This is a genomic window from Paenibacillus sp. EB106-05-06-XG162, assembly GCF_058791655.1.
Map to the genome: position 1 here is coordinate 1,107,319 of NZ_JBYTDT010000001.1, position 19,195 is coordinate 1,126,513.

Below are 19,195 nucleotides of genomic sequence, written 5' to 3' on the forward strand. Positions count from 1 at the left end.
GTACGCAGGTATGATACGCTAATAAAAATTATTACTAATTCGAGAGGTGATTCGAATTGAATGATTCAGTTTTAAAGTTTTATGATGAACTGGCGGAAGACTATCATCTGATATTTGTGGATTGGAATCAAGCGATTTCATCGCAAGCGAAAGTTCTTGACAGAGTCATTCAATCAAAGCTGCCTGTTGCTACTGCGCATAACATTTCATTATTGGATTGTTCGTGCGGCATTGGTACACAAGTAATCGGATTGGCGAAATACGGGTATAACGTAAGTGCGACTGACATAAGTCCTGTTTCTGTTAAAAGAGCAGAAAAAGAAGCATTAACTCACGGCGTTAATATAAACTTTGGCGTGGCAGATTTTCGCTCGTTGGATAAAGATGTATCGGGTTTATTTGATATCGTCCTGTCGGCGGATAATGCTATACCGCATCTCCTTACAGATGGAGATTTAACTAGAGCTTTTCAAAATATCCAAGCAAAGCTTAATTCGAATGGCTTGCTTATCGTTACGATAAGAGACTACGATGCATTGGTACAAGAAAAGATAACAATCACACAGCCGCGTGTTTTCGACGAGGGTAAACGGATCGTTTTTCAAGTGTGGGATTGGGCGGATGACGGTAAAACCTATACGATAAACCATTATATTATGCAGGAAGTTAACGGGAAATGGGAAACAAAACATAATAAAACGGAGTACAGGGCACTGTTGCGGGAAGATATTAATAAAGTGTTAGGTGAAACGGGTTTTACGGATATCGAGTGGCATCTCCCCGCGTATACGGGCTATTACCAACCTATTGTGACAGCTCGGAAAATGTAGAAATCTATCTGTAAGCTGGAAGATCACTGCCGAGCCACAAGCGGGCAATTCCTGATGAAATCACCTTTTAAAAAAACATATACTTTAGGCCTACACGAGCATAAATTGTGACTCTTGTAGGCTTTTTTTGTTTGCAGTCCAATATGTTGACAGGACAAGCATTGGAAAAATATAGTAATAATAAATCAAATTTACACGAGTAAATTTTTCTGAAAACCATTTGAATCAGGAGGAATGCAAATTGACAACGATTAAATCATTTAATTCTGAATGGATCCAGAAGTTTAATGATGAGGGTTATCTGTTGCTTAAGGGTGTATTGAGCGAAGATAAGGTAAGACGGTTAAATGCTGCTGTAGACGTAATATTGGATGAAGAACCTGAATCACTTTCATACAATGTGTATAACAGTGTAGAACGTCATGACGAAATTGCCTCATTAATCGATGAACCTTCGGTGCTACCTCTTATCGTTCAATTGCTCGGATATAATATTCAATTGCATATCTCTCACCTGACCGTTCGGAAGCCTAATCCTGGGGATGTTCAGACAGCGACGAATAGCTTTATAAACTGGCATCAAGACGGACCGCATCCTCAGTTTCCAAAGATCGGAGGTCTTACAGCGACTTACTATATTAAAGTCTGCTATATCCTAAGCGATATGTCCGAACCGAGCCGTGGGAATACGAAGATTATCCCGAAATCGCATAACCGAGCATACCGACCTGAATCGGACAATGTGAGAGAAACACTGACGGATGAAATTCAAATTTGCGGTGATCCAGGAGATGTATTTATTTTCCCACAGAATTTATGGCATTCAGGAGCACCGAACCATTCAACGGAAACCAGACGTCAATTGTTTCTCGGATATAGCCCCATTTGGATGCGACCTATTGATTATAAAGTTCCATCGGAACGACTGCTGAAGGATGCGAGCCCCATTCGCAAGCAGCTGCTAGGTAGCATTAGTGATAATCCGTTTAACTATTATGTACCTGACGACTCGATGGTGCCATTGAAAGAATGGTCATGGTAACAAGACAGGAAGTAGCAGATCGTGCCGGTGTATCCGTAGCCGTTGTCTCCTATGTGCTCAATGGTCGTAAAATCGTGAAGGAAGAAACCATGCGAAGGGTACAAGAAGCGATTCGAGAGTTGGGCTATCGCCCAAACCAGACAGCGCGGAGCCTGAAGACGAAGATATCACAGCAAATTGCCGTGCTGATTCATTATATCGGCAATCCGTTCGAGGCAGGCTTGTTGCTTCACATCGAAGCGACTGCCAAGCAGCATGGATATTTCGTATTCGTGCAGACGTACGATCCGAACCGAGAAGAAGAGTTGCGAGGTTTACTCATGGGCCGGGTAGACGGGGTTCTGCTACTAGGCCCATGCTTTAGCCAAGAGACATTCGAGTATTTCAATTCGCTCGAGATCCCTATTGTATCCGTGATGCAGCCTTCAACTTGGGGGGGAAAGAACGATGTTCCTTATGTTGACATGGAATGGCTGCCTGCAATGAGGAACCTTATCTCTCACTTACGACAGCAAGGGCATGAACGAATCGCCTTTATGTCTCAGGGGGGACAAAACCTTCATTACGCCGTTCGATATCACGCTTTTTGCGAAGTGATGCGGCTTGAAGGGCTAGATACTGATGCAGCTGTATCCAGATATCTGGATGGCTCAGGTCGATTCGAACAGGCGCAAGAGGTGCTTGGTCGATTACTTGACTTCGTAGAGGGAGTCCATACAGACTTCACGGCTATCGTATGCGCCAACGATTTAATGGCTGCAGGATGTCTAGCCGCATGTCGTGAACGAAATATCCGGGTACCTCAAGAGTTAGCCATTGCGGGCTGCGAGAATATCTTGATGTCATCGCAATGTTCACCACCGCTAACCGTTATCGACTATCCCCGTCAGCTAGCAGGAGAAGCGGCGATGAAGATGTTGCTTGACCGAATGAATGGCATCGAAGCAGATCCAATTCTCCTTTCAGGTAACCTTATCGTCAGAGGATCAACCCATTTGAATGAATGAAAGGGGAATACTAGCATATCTATTAAATAGATGCTTGATACTGACGGAGGTATACAGATGATGAAGTTCAGCCTATCGACGAAAGTGATGTTGATCTATGGGACCGTTTTTTTAGTGATCATCACGCTGACATTCGGGTTATCTTACACAGGAACGGTAGGTAAGCTAGAGAATGATTTGAATGATACGAACCTTGCCTTATTGAAACAAGTGGACCAAAAAATTGAAGTGACTTTTCGTCAGACAGAGAAAGATCTGCTAACACTAATGAATGATCTCGAGTTCGTTTATTTTATGTACGATAGTTATAGGGATGATGGCCAGAAGTATAGCAATTTTTATGGATTAAACACAAAGTTGAGAGATTTCATAAATACGAACCCCCAGTTCTCATCAATTTTTGTATATTCAGCGGTAAGCGGCCACTTGTTGACAGATAAAGCTTATATAAAGGATACACCTTTGATTCATAATTGGTTGGGCGATTATTTGGATATGCCCGTTTATTTGAAATGGTTAACGACACATCAGATCTCGGACGGTAACGCGAACAAAGACGTCATTACGTTGGTGAGACCCTATCCGACGATCAGTAGTCCCGAGTATCGCAAGGGAATGGTAGCGGTCAACATCAATGAAAAGGTCATCTACGATATGGTGAATGCGGTATACGAAGATCGTAAAATTGGCCATCTATTTATTATCGATAGCGATGGGAATATTGTAACCCACGATGATAAGACGCAAATCTACCGTAATATCAAAGAACTTCCTCATCTCAAAAGCGTACTTTCTAGGAAAGGCAGCGGCACCTACACCGGTGAGCTCGATGGTGTTCGTCAATCGATATTCTACCGTGACTCCAATTATACAGGTTGGAAATTGATCAGTATTATGCCGGAGTCACAAATCTATGAGCCGCTCAGGGTGACACGCAATCTGCTGATTGTACTAGCTGTAAGTATGATTTTTCTTGTACTGATCGTACTCTTCTACGTGAGTCGTTGGACTTTTAAACCGCTTCATCAATTGATTGGTAAAATATCGGGAACCTATCATTTCACCCATGCACAGGAACATAGGGATACAGGACTTACCTATCTAGAAAGCGTATTTGATCAGCTATTGCTGGATCGGGAACATCTTGAGCAACACGTCAGGGACTCGAAACCGGTTATGAAGTGGAGAGTTATGATGGACATGCTTCTCGGCTATCGAACGGATTATTGGGCCGTCCTACACCATTTGGAGTTCGTAGGTGTTCATTTATTTCCAGAAAGATATCTTGTCTGTACGGCAGAGATCAGCAAAGAGGGGATGGACTTAAGAACGCCGGATGAAACGCTATACACGTATGTATTCTGTAATGTAGCAGAGGAATTGATCAATAGTGAGAACGCAGGCATGGCGATTGATGTAGGAGGAGGGCGTGCAGCAGTCATATTTAGTTTTGCTGAAGGGAATGCGGAGCAGAATCATATGCGTGCGCTTGCGATCATGGAGCTTATCCTCGATAAGATGAAGAAGCAATTCAATCTGGTCGTGACGGTCGGCGTAGGTCGTGGTTATCGTGAGATGAAGGATATTCCCAAGTCGTATGACGAATCACAAAAGGCACTTCATTACAAAATCGTATTCGGTCCACACGCTGTCATCTCGATTGAAGAACTGCAACCCCTGGATAGTCAAGATTATTATCGACTCTTACGTATGGCGGATCGTATTACGGATGCACTGAAACTTACCGATTCGGTGAAGTTAGAAGCGTATGTACAAGAAACTTTTCGTGAGGCCATGGATCGAAATGTATCCCCTGATCTAATACGTCAGCTTTCTTTTGATCTCATCGTCAAGTCGGTGCAGTCTGTTAGTTCCACCGGGATCGATCTGAATGAATCCATGAGCCAACTGGAGAGTATGTATGAGCGAATCAACCGTAGCGGGAACTTGAAAGAGTTGGAAAGATTCGTCTTCCTATTCCTGGAGGAGATGTCTTCCAAAATCAAAGTCAAGCGAAGTCAAAGAGGAAGTAACGATACCATTGAACGCATCCTCATCTATATCGGAGACCATTTCCATGAGAACGATCTTTCTCTGGATAGGCTTGCACAAGAATTCCATTTGAGTTCGACCTATATTAGTAAACAATTTAAGGAATACACGGAAAGCAACTTTATTGATTATCTCATTGGTATACGAATAAATGCCTCCCAGAAACACTTAGCGGGTACGGATATGAAAGTAAACGAAATTGCTGAAGCCGTTGGTTATCAGAATGCGCGCAGCTTCATTCGGATATTTAAAAAGTATACAGGGATGACCCCATTAGAGTACCGCACCCAGTTACAGATGGAGAATTCGAATGAATTGAGTCTTGAATGCGATTGAACTTATAAGACATGTATAGGACATAATCCTTTTTCATGTGAGGGATTAACTTGTACATGTTTTTTTGTCCCATATCACAAGAATTGAACCCAGTATAAGAATGGTGACTGTCCAATTTGCAAGAATAGTGATCGTGTTCAGAACGTGTCTATTTCCAATCATTTGATCTCACGGTAGGATCGATTTAGCCACAAACGAAAGGATGAACCAGATGGAGGATCAACGTTCCACTTTCCGTCATCGATTCTTACGCGATCGACACTTGTACTTGATGCTGCTGCCTGTGATCTTGTTTTATCTCATATTCAAATATGCTCCAATGATCGGCGAGGTAATCGCGTTTAAAGATTATCGCTTGGGAGATGGAATATTCGGGAGCAAATGGGTGGGATTCAAACATTTCGAGAGTTTATTCGGAAGTATTGATTTCTGGCGAGTTCTAAGGAATACGTTGGTACTGAATGTATACAGTCTTGTCTTTGGCTTTCCGGTACCGATTGTATTAGCTCTTCTACTTCATGAAGTACGTAAAGAATGGTACAAGAGGACCGTACAGAACTTGCTCTATTTACCCCATTTTATATCATGGGTCGTCTTGGGGGGGATTTTCATCGCGCTTCTTTCCCCGAGTACAGGTGTCGTGAATACGGTCCTTGAGCATGTATTCGGTATGGAACCGATTTACTTTATGGCAGATTCGAGATGGTGGCCTGTTGCATACACGTTGTCCGGGATTTGGCGTGAAGCTGGCTGGGGTACCATTCTCTATTTAGCAGCTATGGCTTCGATTGATCCTCAGCTCTACGAGGCAGCTAAGATGGATGGAGCGAGTAAACTCCGCCAGATTTGGCATATTACGCTTCCAGGAATTCGAAGTACGGTTGCCATCCTTCTCGTTCTACGAATGGGCAGTATGCTCGATGTCGGATTAGAGCAGACACTCATCTTACAGAATCAGTCCGTATTGGATGTGGCCGATGTGATCAGTACCTACGTCTATCGAGTCGGTCTGCAAAATATGAATTATAGCTATACGACCGCATTAGGCTTGTTCCAATCCCTAATTAGCTTAATTCTGGTCGTCGGTGTCAATCGGTTAACCCGAGCGTTCGGGGAAAGGGGGCTCTGGTAACCCATGAGCATTCGGAATAACATCCAATCTGTCTGGTCTCGTGTAGGGACGACTGCTAATTATACCATGCTGGGTATCTTTTCACTCGCAGCCTTATATCCGTTGTGGTATGTCATCGTTTCTTCATTTAGCAGTAGTAGGGCGATAACGGCAGGTGAAGTATCTTTGTGGCCCGTTGAGTTTAACACACGGGCATATCTACGATTATTTGATGATGGTCAACTCTTCGTCTCGATGGGGAATACGATCGTCGTAACCCTTGTAGGGACGCTGTTGAATATGGTATTAACGACATTAGCAGCTTATCCGCTATCCAGAAAAAGGCTTAAAGGTCGTAATTACCTACTTATGTTTATCATTTTCACCATGTTGTTCACATCAGGTGTCATACCCAATTTTATACTCGTGAAATCGCTGGGACTCATGAATTCTTATTGGTCCTTATGGTTGCCGGCACTCCTCAGTACCTATAATATGTTCGTCATGAAAAGTTTTATGGAAGGTTTACCCGAAGAAATAGAGGAATCAGCTGCGATTGACGGAGCGGGAGACTGGCGGATTCTGGTACAGATTATTTTGCCTTTATGTAAACCCATTATGGCTGCGCTTTCCTTGTTTTATGCCGTAAGTTGGTGGAATTCCTATTTCAACGTGTTGCTATATATTACGAAGAGTAGCCTGCAGACATTAACCCTTAAGCTCTATCAGATGATTCTACAAGTGAATCAGAGTCTTTTGAATAGTGGCTCTGGAAGTGAAGGAGTCGATCAAGTCATGCTAACACCGGAAGGGATCAAAGCCGCGGCAATCGTGATTGCGGTTACTCCGATTCTCATTGTGTATCCGATTTTGCAGAAGCATTTTGTCAAAGGTGTGTTAATCGGTTCCGTGAAAGGATGATATCATCGGAACCTAGGTTCCTGATATATTTCGTAAGGACTACGACTTGAAAAGGGGATGAGAAGATTGAGAATGTCGAAGCGTATGTGGAAATCGGTTCTAGTGGTGAGTTTATGTGTCATGGTGTTGGCAGCTTGTAGTAGTAATACCACATCAGTGAAACCTTCGGAATCACCTGAAAAAACGACTCCCGCAGCTACAACGGTAGATACGAAGTCAACAGAAACGAAGAAAGAAATCAGTATTTCAGCCTTTGATCGAGGGAGTGTGCCTACGGAAGAAGGAAGCTATGAGAGCAATCGTTGGACCAAATGGATCGATGAGAATTCACCTGCTACCGTGAAATGGATTCCGGTTGACCGAGGGCAAGCACAACAGAAACTAAGCACACTTATTGCATCCGGAAGCGCACCCGATCTGATCTGGGAATACGATCGGAATTATATCGCTCAATTGGCAAATCAGGGTGCGATCCAGCCCATTGATAGTTATATCGAACAATATAGTATGACCTTGAAGAAATATTTAGAGGAACACCCTCAGTTAAAATCAGCGATGACGATTAATGGAAAAATGTATGCGGTTACAAGTGAACGAAGTATTGAATCGATTGCCAATAATGGCATGTGGATTCGGCAGGATTGGCTGGATAAGCTGCAATTGAAAGCACCAACAACGGTGGAAGAATTGATCGAGGTAGCTAAGAAGTTCAAAGACGCAGACCCGGATGGGAATGGTCAAAAGGATACTGTACCTATCGTATTTAACGGTAACGCGGTCCAAATTATGCGTGCGTTCTTCTTCACGAATGAGAACCAATGGTACTTGGAAGATGGCCAAATGAAATACGGCAGAACGTTAGATCGTTTTACGGATTCACTTGCATTCCAGAAATCATTATTTGACCAAGGACTGATTGATAAAGAGTATATCACGGATAGTAACTTCCAACATGCACGTCAACTATGGACGACGGGGAAGGCAGGGATCTATTTCGGGAATTGGAGTATGGATAATGAAATGCGTGATCTTAAGGCGAATGTTCCTGACGCCAAGTTCACTCCGCTAGAGTCTGTAGCCAGTAAATATGGTAAAAATGGTCTATATCAAGAATTGCCTTCCAATGTGTTGGTCGCATTCAATAGCAACATGGATAAGGATCGAATTGAAACAGCGGTTAAATTCCTGGATTGGATGTTGGAAAAGGGCTGGATGTCTATGAAGTTCGGTGAGGAGAATGTCCATTATAAGCTGGTGGATGGTAAAGTTCCGCAAAGGCTGGATTCAGACAAATATCGTCAGGAAGTAGCCTACGCGAACGAATATGCTATTCTGAGTCAATGGAATACCAAGCCGGAATGGATTCCCATCATGGCGGCACAAGATGCACTCTCCCAAGAAATCGCTCTTGCTAAATCTAAGGCATTAGAAGTAGCGCTTAAGAATGAATATCGAAGAGATATCGCGTTTAGCCCAGATCTTCCTGAAGTGAGTCAGCTTATTGCTACGTTTGCCCCGATTGCAACACAAATTGAAGTCAAGGTCGTGACAGGTGGAAATGCATTAAGTCCTGAAGAAGGAATGAAGCAGGTTCGCGAGGAATGGAAACGCCTTGGTGGTGAGAATGTAGAGAAGCTAGCGCAAGAATGGTATGAGAAAAATAAAGAATTCTTACAATTAAAAAAGTAATCTTAAGCGAGGATGGATTCTAAGGATTAGGCTGGGATCCATCCTCCAGCACAAGACTTCTTATACCAAAGGAGTGATATACATGGTCAGATGGAAGCCTATCCTTGCCAGTTCAACGGTGTTTATTCTCCTATTTTCCTTATTCTTTGCCTCTTTCCAAATGAGAACCCCCGAATCTACAACCTATGCAGATGATAATTCTCCTGAATTGACCGTAGGTGATTTCGAAAGTACTGACGAAGCTTGGGATTTCTTGATCGGTAGTGGGGGTGCGCTTGGCAACGGTGAATTCAGCCTTGACTCTGCGAACTTTCACACGGGGAGTTCTTCGGGGAAGCTGCAGTTAGATTTCAGTAGCAAATCAACGTATACGAACAGCTATGTCTCTTTAGAGAAGTATTTATTTAAACGTGTTCTCCCTACGAACGCGCTGGAACTTAGCTTTTGGGTGAAGACAGCGGATATGGCGAAGTTCGATCTGATATTGGTCGACAATTCGAATCAGAATCATCAACAAACGATCCTATTGGATCCAACAGCGGAGTGGCAAAAAGTGACGGTAAGCTCCTTTACATCGGGGATCAATTATACGAAGTGGGGCGGGAGCAACGATGGTGTGTGGCATGGCCCGTTAAAGAAAATGTATTACAAACTGACCAAAGCATCGATGAAATCAGGGAAAACGATGGGTTCGATCTGGTTAGATGATATTCGAGTGAAGGTCGAAACCCCTGATCTGGCAATTGCTCAGGTACAAGTTGGAAACGTCTTTGCAGGTGATCGATTAGCCGCTTTTGACATCCTCACCACAGGTAATGTGATTCATTGGAGTACGCAAAATGCGTGGGGGGAGCCGATATCTTCGGGAACCGTTCCAGTCACCGGAAGCAAACTTCGGCTAAACCTTCCGATGTCTGTAGAGGGATACTATAGATTGAAGGTAGAAGCGTATCAAGCAGAAGCCTTAGTCAAGACAACAGAAACGACATTTGCCATTCTTCCCGATTTCGATCTATCTGGTGTGACGAAGTCTCCATTTGGCATTCAAACCCATTACGGTATCAATTGGAATAAAGAATCCATTCCGCTTCTTAAATATGCTGGCACCAAAAACGTACGAGACTCCTTCTATTGGTCAGAAGTAGAAGTCAATAAAGGACAATACACGTTTTCTCCGAAGTTCACCCTTCCGATGCAATATTTCAAAGCGTTCAATATTGATCCATTCCTCGTCTTCGCGTTCAGTAATAAATATTATGATGAAGGCAAAACACCCTATACAGATGAAGCGCATACCGCATATGCGAACTATGTAAAGGCCATGCTTGGGAAGTTCGGCAATCAGATCAAGTCGGGAGAACTATGGAATGAGTTCAACTTGCCCTATTTCGGTGGCAACGGTCCTGCAGCCTCAAGAGCGGATATCTACTTTAATCTGCTAAAGAAAGGGTATGAAGCATCGAAATCGATTCGTCCAGATCTGAACGTCGTTGGTGGAGCGACAGCAGGAATTCCTGCAGACTGGCTGAAAGACGTATTTGAGCTCGGTGGTCTGGATTATATGGATTCGCTTTCTGTCCATCCCTACCGCTATCCGCAAACACCCGAAGGGTTGATCGAAGAGATTGACAGCTTGAATCAGCTTGTGCGAGATCATCATAACGGGAAGACCATCCCTCTGTGGTTCTCGGAGGTTGGTTGGCCAACGCATTTGAACCCAACGGGTGTGGATGAGAATACACAGGCTGCTTATTTGATTCGTACCTATGTGCTGAGTATCGCTGCTGGTGTAGAGAAAGTATTCTGGTACAACTTGATGGATAGTGGAACGGATAAGCTTAACAATGAACATAATTTCGGAATCATCCACAATACGGGTGATGCATTGGGATCTTATACCCCTAAACCGGCCTATGTTGCTCTTGCTACACTTACTAGGCAGCTATCGGATGCGAATGCTGTAAGTCAAGATGTAACAAATGGACTATATCACTATGAATTCGACAAAAATAACGACCGCATTCATGTCTTATGGTCCTTGGACAAAAAAGATGTCACCTTGAATACACTAGTTCCGCTTACGGTGACGGATATGATGGGGAGGAAGACCACCTATACACCGGTACAGGGGAAAATATACCTAACATTGACAGGAGAGCCCCTGTTTGTTCAAGGAGACATGGGCAGCATTATTCAAAGCAGTCCGTTATCCCTGACTAGCACGTTCTCATTTGCGAATGACCCCGTGACGGTTACGCTGCATGTCAATGACCTCGGGCAAGAAGGAGAACTTACCGCTCAGGTGAATTTTCAAGGTGTAACGAAAGAAATTTCCATCCATGCACCCGGAGATTACATCGCTCAGTTTCCGGGGGTTGAACAGATTGGCAGTAAAATGGCGACCGCAACGGTTCGATCCACGAATGGAGTGTTCGCAGGGTTATCTGGTACCACACAGATCCAACAGGCCGAGAAAGTATCATCGAAGCATGTGGTGAAGAATGGTGCTGATGTGATGGAAATAACGTTTGTGAATGAACGACCTACCAAACGTCATTTGAAACGGATCGATTGGAGCGTTGGGTCAACTACGGGTTCGGAAGCTTATAACGTCGTAATTCCTGGAAATACCGTTCATACAATAGACTTCCCTTTGACTGGAATAACAGAGGGAACACTGCAATCCTATCAATTTAAGCTGTATATGAAAGATGGGGCGGTATTGCAAAGTGATGGGAGTGTTAAGCTTGTTCCGCCTGAATCTAGAGTTCCGCTCGTATTTCGAACGGTTCACTCATTAGATGATTTACAGGATGTCGCGGGAATTGATCTAATTACGGACGTTCATTCGAGAATAGGCTCCTATAACGGTCCCGAGGATCTCAGTGGCACGGTGTGGGCTACGTATGATAATGATCATCTATACATGACAGCGAGTGTACATGACGATGTGTATTCACAGCCGAAGCAAGGTGGAGATATCTGGGCAGGGGATAGCATCCAGTTCGCTGTATCGGCAGGGATGCCGGGAGAGAATATGCAGTGGTATGAGTATGGCATGGCCTTGACATCACAAGGACCAGAGCTCTATCGGTGGATGGCCCCGCAGGGCGTTGAGCCGGGATCTATCATTAGTCCTAACTTGCAAGTAACGAGAGACGAGGCGGCAAAGAATACGATATACCAGCTAGCACTCCCATGGAGCGACTTGGCGCCAATAGTTCCGAGTGATGGGATCCTGAGTCTGTCGATTGTCGTCAATGAGAACGATGGGAATGGTCGTAAAGGGTATGTGGAGTGGGGGAGTGGTATTGGTGCAAGTAAGCAATCCTCGTTATTCAAACCCATTCAACTGCAGAATGCGAATAGCATTATTCCTTGTAAAGTGAAGGAGAGGAGTCAAGAATGAGCCTGTATAGACAATCTATCGATCATAAAGAGTTTTTATTGCGAAAAGTCATTTCACAAGAAAAGGACTACGATCCGCTGGTTCATATGCTGCTTCGACCCTTGCACACGCCAGGATATCATACAACATTAACCTTCGATGACTATCCTCTCGTTCATCCGACACATCCATCGTTGTTATATGCCGTGGGTTTGTTAAATACGGGATCTCCTGAATATGTGCAGAGGGCTTGTGATATCATTCAGAGCGTTCTTACGCTGCAAGATCGTGACCCAGATCGAGATACCTACGGCATATGGCCATGGTTCTATGAAGAGCCGCTTACACAAATGTCTCCACCTGACTGGAACTGGGCTGACTTTTGTGGGAAAGAGCTTGTGCTTGCAGCCTTGCTTCACGGTCATCGGTTGCCTGAAGACCTGAGAGAACAGATCCGTGAAGGAATAAGCTGTGCTTGTGATGCCATCATAAGACGGGATATGGGACCTCATTATACGAATATTTCGATTATGGGGGCATTTGTGACATTGATCGCCGGAGAACTGTATCGTAGGAAGGACTATGAGGATTATGCATTACAGCGATTAGAAAAGTTGAAGCAATATACAGAACGTCTAAGGACCTTCCAGGAATTTAACAGTCCACATTATTCTGTCATCGCCATCGTCGAGTTGTCCAAAATCTATACGTATGCCATGAACTCACGGGCCAAGGAAATTGCGAATGATCTGTTAGACATCGGTTGGCACATGGTAGCAGAGCATTATCACCCTAACTCCCAGCAATGGGCCGGTCCGCATAGCCGTAGTTATAGTACACTTCTGAACAATAAAATAAGATCATTCTTACAAATCGCTACGGATAATAGGTTGTTCTTTTTCTCCAATGATGACCTTGAATATGATGCGGAGTGGTATGGCAGTGGTTGCCGATGTCCGGATGGTTACTTGAATCTGTTCATGAGCAGCGCAAATACGAAGGTGCTTGAGCAGCCCTACTATCGTAATGAAGATACGGGATTCGTGAAATGGGCGAAAACGAGGATGACACCACGTTATACGATCGGGTTTTTCAAAAATGAAATTATGTGGAATCAAACACGGGGTCTCGTCGCTTATTTCGAGAATAACGGGGCAGCTACGTATTTGCAGATGCGCTGCTTACATGATGGTTATGATTACTGTTCGGGGGTACTCAGCGTTGCGGAGGAAGAGGGCCATCTTCTACTTGGTGTACGATTTCTGACGAATGGCGGAGATACTCATCCGGGTTTGGATCGTATTGAGGGTTGTATAGAGGCATCGGATTTCCGGCTTCGGATGGAATTCGGAGGTTGTTTAGATGGTGTGCACATTGTAGTGGAAGGGGCGACAGCAGAAGTAGAGATCAACGGATTACCATTACGAGTTGATAACGTATATGCTGCTTTCGACGAACTTCTGGCTATGGATAGCGGCGGCGAGCAACGAGGCTGGAATTGGGAAGTGACAGCACTGGAACAACGTATTGGGTTGGATTTTGTTATATATGCAGGTGAGCGAAGAACAATGGACTTCCATGCGTTAAATCGAGCCGCCTTTTTATTCTCATTAGCGATTGGAGAAGTGGTAGAGAATTTGCCAGATATATCGGTCATTGAAGAGGCCGGTCATGTCACAGCACGAGTTGAAACAAATCGGTGGAATCGTTTACCACATGAGATATCTATCGCAGTTAAACCGAATGATATCCATCCTGTCTAAAAAATCTAGGCATGATAAAAGAGCCTCCATGGCGTTTGCATGGGGGCTCTCCAAATCATTTGATTCTTTATGACTCATAGAAGCTCAGAGAATAACATGAGAACAAGCCCCTGCCCATACAGCGTAGGATGGCAAGGAATCTCATGATAGGCTTCAATGGAAGGCATCACCGGCGTACCTCCAGAAACATCCGTTACTACTCCGCTTGGAAGTACCTTTTGCACAATGGCCTTCAGTGCCCGAAAGGCAGAATCCTCATAAGCGTTGTCTATTAACTCTTGGTGAATAGCCTTTAGCATGCCACAGGCAATTCCAGCACTGCCCGATGTTTCTGGATAGAAGTCGGGTCGATCCATCACCGTGGCCCATAGACCGTTAGCTTGTTGAAAGTGAATCAATCCATGCATCATGGCGCGGTAGCGTTTCATTGCTTCTTGGGATAGGGTTGCAATGCCTTCCAGCTCTTGCATGATCATTGGTGTGCCCACGGCGATCCAAGCGTTCGCCCGAGTCCAACGTGCTGCGGACATGTGATCTTGCGCTATACAATTCCATCCATGAAACATGACACAGGTTTCTTTATCTTCTAGTAATTCCAAGTGAAGCTCCACCTGCCTAACAGCTTCAATAGCGTAGGAATCATCTCCCGTGACTCGTGCGAGACGAGCTAAGAAGAGTACAGCCATAAAGATCGTATCGGCCCATACCTGCTCAGGAAAGCTGACATTTTCAGTGACGGTATGCTCGAAAGCTCCTTCACGCGTACGTGGGGCTTCTGTAAGTATCCATTGTCCGACGCGCAGGGATTCCTCTAGAAATAAGGGATCGTGTGTGTATTCATAAAGTGTGGGAAAAATGGCAAAGGGGGCCACAGCATTGATAACGATTGCTTGTTCCGACGTTGGCATATTTGTGCGTGCCCATTTGATTAGATAATCGAGAACTCCCGCATCGCGCGTATTCTCATAATAAGACAGGATTGCAATGACACCTACGCCAGGAACCCAGTCCCAACGCTGAATATCCATTCCCCAATTGCCTGTGTGATCTGATACCATATAGCGATAAACTTGGTCTGCAGTATGTCGCAGAGAATCGTGAGAAATTGGTTTTGGCATTCGATTCACTCCTCCATAAACGTGAGAATGTATACATTGAATATACAATGCAAGGTGAAGTGAATCTTGGCCGATCGTCTTTTTGGCTTGGGATATTGTCTTTAATAATTTTAAATGTGGAAGGGGGACCTAACTTTGGAGATGGAGAAGCTGAGAATTGTATCTGTAGAGGATGAATTAACGAATGCAACACTCATGGATTTCCCGGTTCATTGCGTGTATCGAACAACAAGCTTAGAGCAGCCAACGTTTCACTCCCATCGTGGTTATGAGCTTTATCTATGTGTACAAGGTGAGGGCCACTTTATCGTTGGTGAACGGATGCATGTACTGGGAGCGGGGACGTTCACCGTTATTAAGCCAATGGCTTTACATCGATCTAGACCACATCAGAATGCCCCCTTTCATCGTTATATCCTAGCGGTAGAAAGGAGTTATTTAGAACAATTGGTTGTAGAAGATCAAGAATGTTGGATGACGATTAGACAATGGCTTCCGGATCGAGAAAATGATTCAATTCATTCTCATTTAAATACCCAGCAAATATTGCGATTGCAGGAAATACTAGCTCAATTAGAATGGGAAACGAAGAGGAAACAGCCTTGTTATCCGATCATTGTTAAAAGTCTGCTCTTACAACTGTTTGCACAGCTAGGCCGTTATCAGAATATATCTCCGGAAGGCGTCCAAGTTCGAAACGATGCAGAGAAACATATGGTCGAAGGTATGCTCAGCTATATGATAGAGCATTACGATGAGTCTCTCAGCGCGGAGAAATTATGTGGACATTTCCATGTGTCACGTTCCTATTTCTTTCGAATATTTAAGCAATATACAGGAGTCACAATGAATGAGTTCCTGGTCTCGATTCGAATGATGAAGGCCAAAGATCTTTTACAAGAAACGGATCTACCTATAATAGAAATTGCAGGGGACGTTGGTTTCCAAGATGTTTCTCACTTTTGCAACACATTTAAACGGTTAACCGGTATGACGCCAAGTCGCTATCGCACCCTACATACTTCCGTAATCTTGCCTAATCCTCCATCAACTAAAAGAGAGTGATATAAAGTCGAATTGTCACCGAGAAGCATGAGTATTTTTAAGGAAGAGATGAGTATTTTAATGACTCTATTGGAAAATAATGTGTTATGATTTTTTTGGTTTCAAACTCTTTACCTAATTGATAGATAGTTGAAACGAAAGGGGTGGTATGTGGGATTCAATCAGAGTTTATAAACGCTTACGTAATTGTGGAAAAGAATGAGTATGAGTTGAACTTCACTAAATTGAAGGAGGGTATGCAAAATGAGCCACTTTATGAAAAAAGCAGTTTATGTCTGTGCCCTTGTTTCCGTTTTGTTGATAGGCTCCGTTTCATCTGTACATACGGCAACGGCCGCCATTCAGCCTGAAGCTTCCCCATTGCAGGATACACCTATTTTGGCTGCGACGCCGCCAATGGGTTACAGCACTTGGAATGCCGTTCGTTTTAACGTGAACGAGGAGCTGATCCGTAATGTGGCGGACAGTATGGTGAGTAACGGTCTGCGTGACTTAGGGTACAAGTATGTCAACATTGATGACGGTTGGCAAGGCACCAGAGATGCTACTGGCAAATTAAACGCCGACTTAACAAAATTCCCAAGCGGAATGAAAGCGCTTGCGGATTATGTGCATAGCAAAGGGTTGAAGATTGGTATTTACACCGATATTGGCAAAATTGGCTGCGGAGGAAAGACGGGAAGTTACGGACATTATCAGCAGGATGTCGACCAGTTTGCAGAATGGGGATACGATTATGTCAAAGTAGATGCATGTGGTGGAGATGCGATGGGTCTCGACTTTAAGACCCAGTATCAACAATTCAAGGACGCTCTAGATAAGGCGAATCCGAAACGTGATATTTTGTTGAATATTTGCGAGTGGGGTAAGCAGCAGCCTTGGAAATGGGCCCCAAGTATTGGGCATACATGGAGGGTTGGTTACGATATCGATAATCAGGGAGACTATTGGAAGGGTGTGCTCTATGAGATCGATCAGACAACTCCGCATGCGGATGTAGCGGGTCCTGGGCATTTTAATGACCCGGACAGCTTGGAGGTTGGTGTAATAGCCGACAAATATCCCGGCCAAAAAAGCTTATCTTACGAAGAATCCAAAGCCAATTTCAGTATGTGGGCCGTACTTGCGTCTCCGCTTATGCTTGGTTTGGATGTAATCACCTTAGATGATCCGGGCTCTTACAGTAGTAAATTTGCCGATATTATTAAGAACGCCGAAGTGATAGCCGTGGATCAGGATTCTAAAGGCGTTCAAGGTATTCTAGTAAGCGACACTGGTGGACTCCAAGTTTGGGCGAAAGAATTGTCTAAGGAGGGGACACTTGCTATTGCATTATTTAACCGCACTGGTTCTGCCGCGAATATAACCGTGGACTTTGCTCAAGTTGGATTGGATGCTACCACAACGGTTCGGGACTTGTGGGAACATGTAGATAAGGGGCAATTCAGAGGCAGCTATACAGCGAATGTACCGTCACATGGTGTAGTTATGCTAAAATTAGAGGGCAAAAAAATTGGTAAACCGCAACCTCAAACGCAAACCATTCCACAATTCCAGATGAGCGCAACGGCAACGAGTGAAGAACTGGTATCCGAAAATAACGGAGCATCCATGGTGCTCGATGGAGATCCAAGTACTATTTGGCATACAAAGTGGGATTTGTCCGATCCGCTGCCGCAATCGATCACATTGAATCTTGGCGGTACTTACGACGTGAATAAAATCAAGGTTCTCCCTAGAGGAGGCGGGGGAAGTAACGGTATGATCACGGCTTACAATGTCTATGCGAGTACAGATGGCGTCCAGTACACGAAAGTCACCAATGGAACTTGGGATAAAGACGCTACGGAGAAAACAGCGGAGTTCCCGGCGACGAGAGCGTCCTTTATTAAACTGGAAGCAACCGCAGGGCAAGGCGGGTGGGCATCCGCAGCTGAAATGAATGTCTATCACAAAACCGAGGTGCCAACGCAGAACGCTATAACGACGTTATCCGCAGCAGGCACCGTTCAAACAGATAAGGAATTCACTGTACAGTTGGGTCTGGGCAGCGTCACGCAAAGCGTATATGCACAAGATATTAAGGTGGACTACGATTCGAACGTTTTTGAATTCGTCTCGGCCCGCGCTGTGAAAGACGGAATTCAACTTGTAGATACAAAGAAGAATACGCTAGGCAAACTTCGCTTTATTCTCGCAAGCGAAGGTGCTGGCAAGGCTGTGACAGGCGATGCTGATATCCTGGAATTGAAGTTCAAAGCCAAAGCTGTAGCAAAACCGACGACGGGAGCGATTGCTGTAACCGACGCAACGCTGGGCGATGCGCAAGGAACGGAAACGAAGGCGGAAGCTTCTACGGTCAACGTGAGCATTACGCTACTACCTCCAGGAATTCCAGGCGACGTCAACCATGACAATAAAATCAGCATCGGTGATCTTGGCATCGTTGCAGCGCATTACGGCAAAACATCTTCTAGCCCAGATTGGGAGCAAGTCAAGTATGCAGACGTAAATGGCGATGGCAAAATCGATATTTTAGATCTAGCCTTCTTGGCCAGAAAAATAATGGAGTAAATCCTCCAGATTGTGATCCCTAATCGATAAGGCCAACCAGCGATTGCTGGCTGGCCTTTTTACGTCTTTAGAATTTATAATTTCCGGGCCCATCGCAAAGTACCTGAATCAGCTTCGAAGTCAAGTCCCCACGTTGTGGTTTTTTTTGCGTCAAAAATTGTGGCTCATTCAACCCAGGGGGACTTGATCTCTAACGGGGAGACGATTGGATTCACTGAGAAGCATGAGTATTTTTAAGGAAGAGATGAGTATTTTAATGATTCTATTGGAAAATAGTGTGATATGATTTTTTGTGTGAA

12 protein-coding genes are annotated in these 19,195 nt (G+C 44.4%); 11 read left to right on the plus strand and 1 reads right to left on the minus strand.

The window, feature by feature from the left end:
* Positions 1 to 56 precede the first annotated feature (56 nt).
* The 9 genes from AC3WU2_RS04855 to AC3WU2_RS04895 all read left to right on the plus strand — a co-directional run bounded on the left by AC3WU2_RS04855 (position 57) and on the right by AC3WU2_RS04895 (position 14,139).
* A complete protein-coding gene (locus AC3WU2_RS04855; RefSeq protein ID WP_492451773.1) occupies positions 57 to 830 on the plus strand; it encodes a class I SAM-dependent DNA methyltransferase in 774 nt (257 codons plus the stop codon).
* Between the two features lie 241 nt (positions 831 to 1,071).
* Complete coding sequence (locus tag AC3WU2_RS04860; RefSeq protein ID WP_492451775.1) at positions 1,072 to 1,872, plus strand: phytanoyl-CoA dioxygenase family protein; 801 nt, start codon at positions 1,072 to 1,074, stop codon at positions 1,870 to 1,872.
* On the plus strand, positions 1,860 to 2,879 hold the full coding sequence (locus AC3WU2_RS04865; protein WP_492451777.1) for a LacI family DNA-binding transcriptional regulator: 1,020 nt from the start codon (positions 1,860 to 1,862) through the stop codon (positions 2,877 to 2,879). Before AC3WU2_RS04860 ends, AC3WU2_RS04865 begins: the two co-directional genes overlap by 13 nt.
* Before the next feature lie 57 nt (positions 2,880 to 2,936).
* Entirely contained in the window at positions 2,937 to 5,267 is a 2,331-nt protein-coding gene (locus tag AC3WU2_RS04870; RefSeq protein WP_492451779.1) for a cache domain-containing protein, read from the plus strand.
* 211 nt (positions 5,268 to 5,478) lie between these two features.
* Positions 5,479 to 6,399 carry an ABC transporter permease gene (locus AC3WU2_RS04875; RefSeq protein ID WP_492451781.1) on the plus strand — a complete coding sequence of 307 codons (921 nt, stop codon included), beginning with the start codon at positions 5,479 to 5,481 and terminating at the stop codon, positions 6,397 to 6,399.
* 3 nt (positions 6,400 to 6,402) lie between these two features.
* Positions 6,403 to 7,299: a carbohydrate ABC transporter permease gene (locus tag AC3WU2_RS04880; protein ID WP_379346336.1), complete on the plus strand. Its 897-nt coding sequence runs from the start codon at positions 6,403 to 6,405 to the stop codon at positions 7,297 to 7,299.
* A 72-nt stretch (positions 7,300 to 7,371) separates the two neighbouring features.
* Positions 7,372 to 8,988: an extracellular solute-binding protein gene (locus AC3WU2_RS04885; protein WP_492451783.1), complete on the plus strand. Its 1,617-nt coding sequence runs from the start codon at positions 7,372 to 7,374 to the stop codon at positions 8,986 to 8,988.
* Between the two features lie 82 nt (positions 8,989 to 9,070).
* The gene (locus AC3WU2_RS04890) at positions 9,071 to 12,397 is read left to right on the plus strand and encodes a sugar-binding protein (RefSeq protein ID WP_492451785.1); all 3,327 of its coding nucleotides are present in this window, start codon (positions 9,071 to 9,073) and stop codon (positions 12,395 to 12,397) included.
* The gene (locus AC3WU2_RS04895) at positions 12,394 to 14,139 is read left to right on the plus strand and encodes a DUF8769 domain-containing protein (RefSeq protein WP_492451787.1); all 1,746 of its coding nucleotides are present in this window, start codon (positions 12,394 to 12,396) and stop codon (positions 14,137 to 14,139) included. The genes AC3WU2_RS04890 and AC3WU2_RS04895 overlap by 4 nt, the downstream gene beginning before the upstream one ends.
* 74 nt (positions 14,140 to 14,213) lie before the next feature.
* Here AC3WU2_RS04895 and AC3WU2_RS04900 read toward each other — a convergent pair whose 3' ends face one another.
* On the minus strand, positions 14,214 to 15,257 hold the full coding sequence (locus AC3WU2_RS04900) for a glycoside hydrolase family 88/105 protein (RefSeq protein WP_492451789.1): 1,044 nt from the start codon (positions 15,255 to 15,257) through the stop codon (positions 14,214 to 14,216).
* Between the two features lie 141 nt (positions 15,258 to 15,398).
* Here AC3WU2_RS04900 and AC3WU2_RS04905 point away from each other — a divergent pair, with 141 nt between their 5' ends.
* Together AC3WU2_RS04905 and AC3WU2_RS04910 are read left to right on the plus strand one after the other, a co-directional pair.
* Positions 15,399 to 16,322, plus strand: a complete 924-nt coding sequence (locus AC3WU2_RS04905) for a helix-turn-helix domain-containing protein (RefSeq protein WP_492451791.1) — start codon at positions 15,399 to 15,401, stop codon at positions 16,320 to 16,322.
* A gap of 243 nt (positions 16,323 to 16,565) precedes the next feature.
* Positions 16,566 to 18,896: a discoidin domain-containing protein gene (locus AC3WU2_RS04910; RefSeq protein ID WP_492451793.1), complete on the plus strand. Its 2,331-nt coding sequence runs from the start codon at positions 16,566 to 16,568 to the stop codon at positions 18,894 to 18,896.
* Positions 18,897 to 19,195 lie beyond the last annotated feature (299 nt).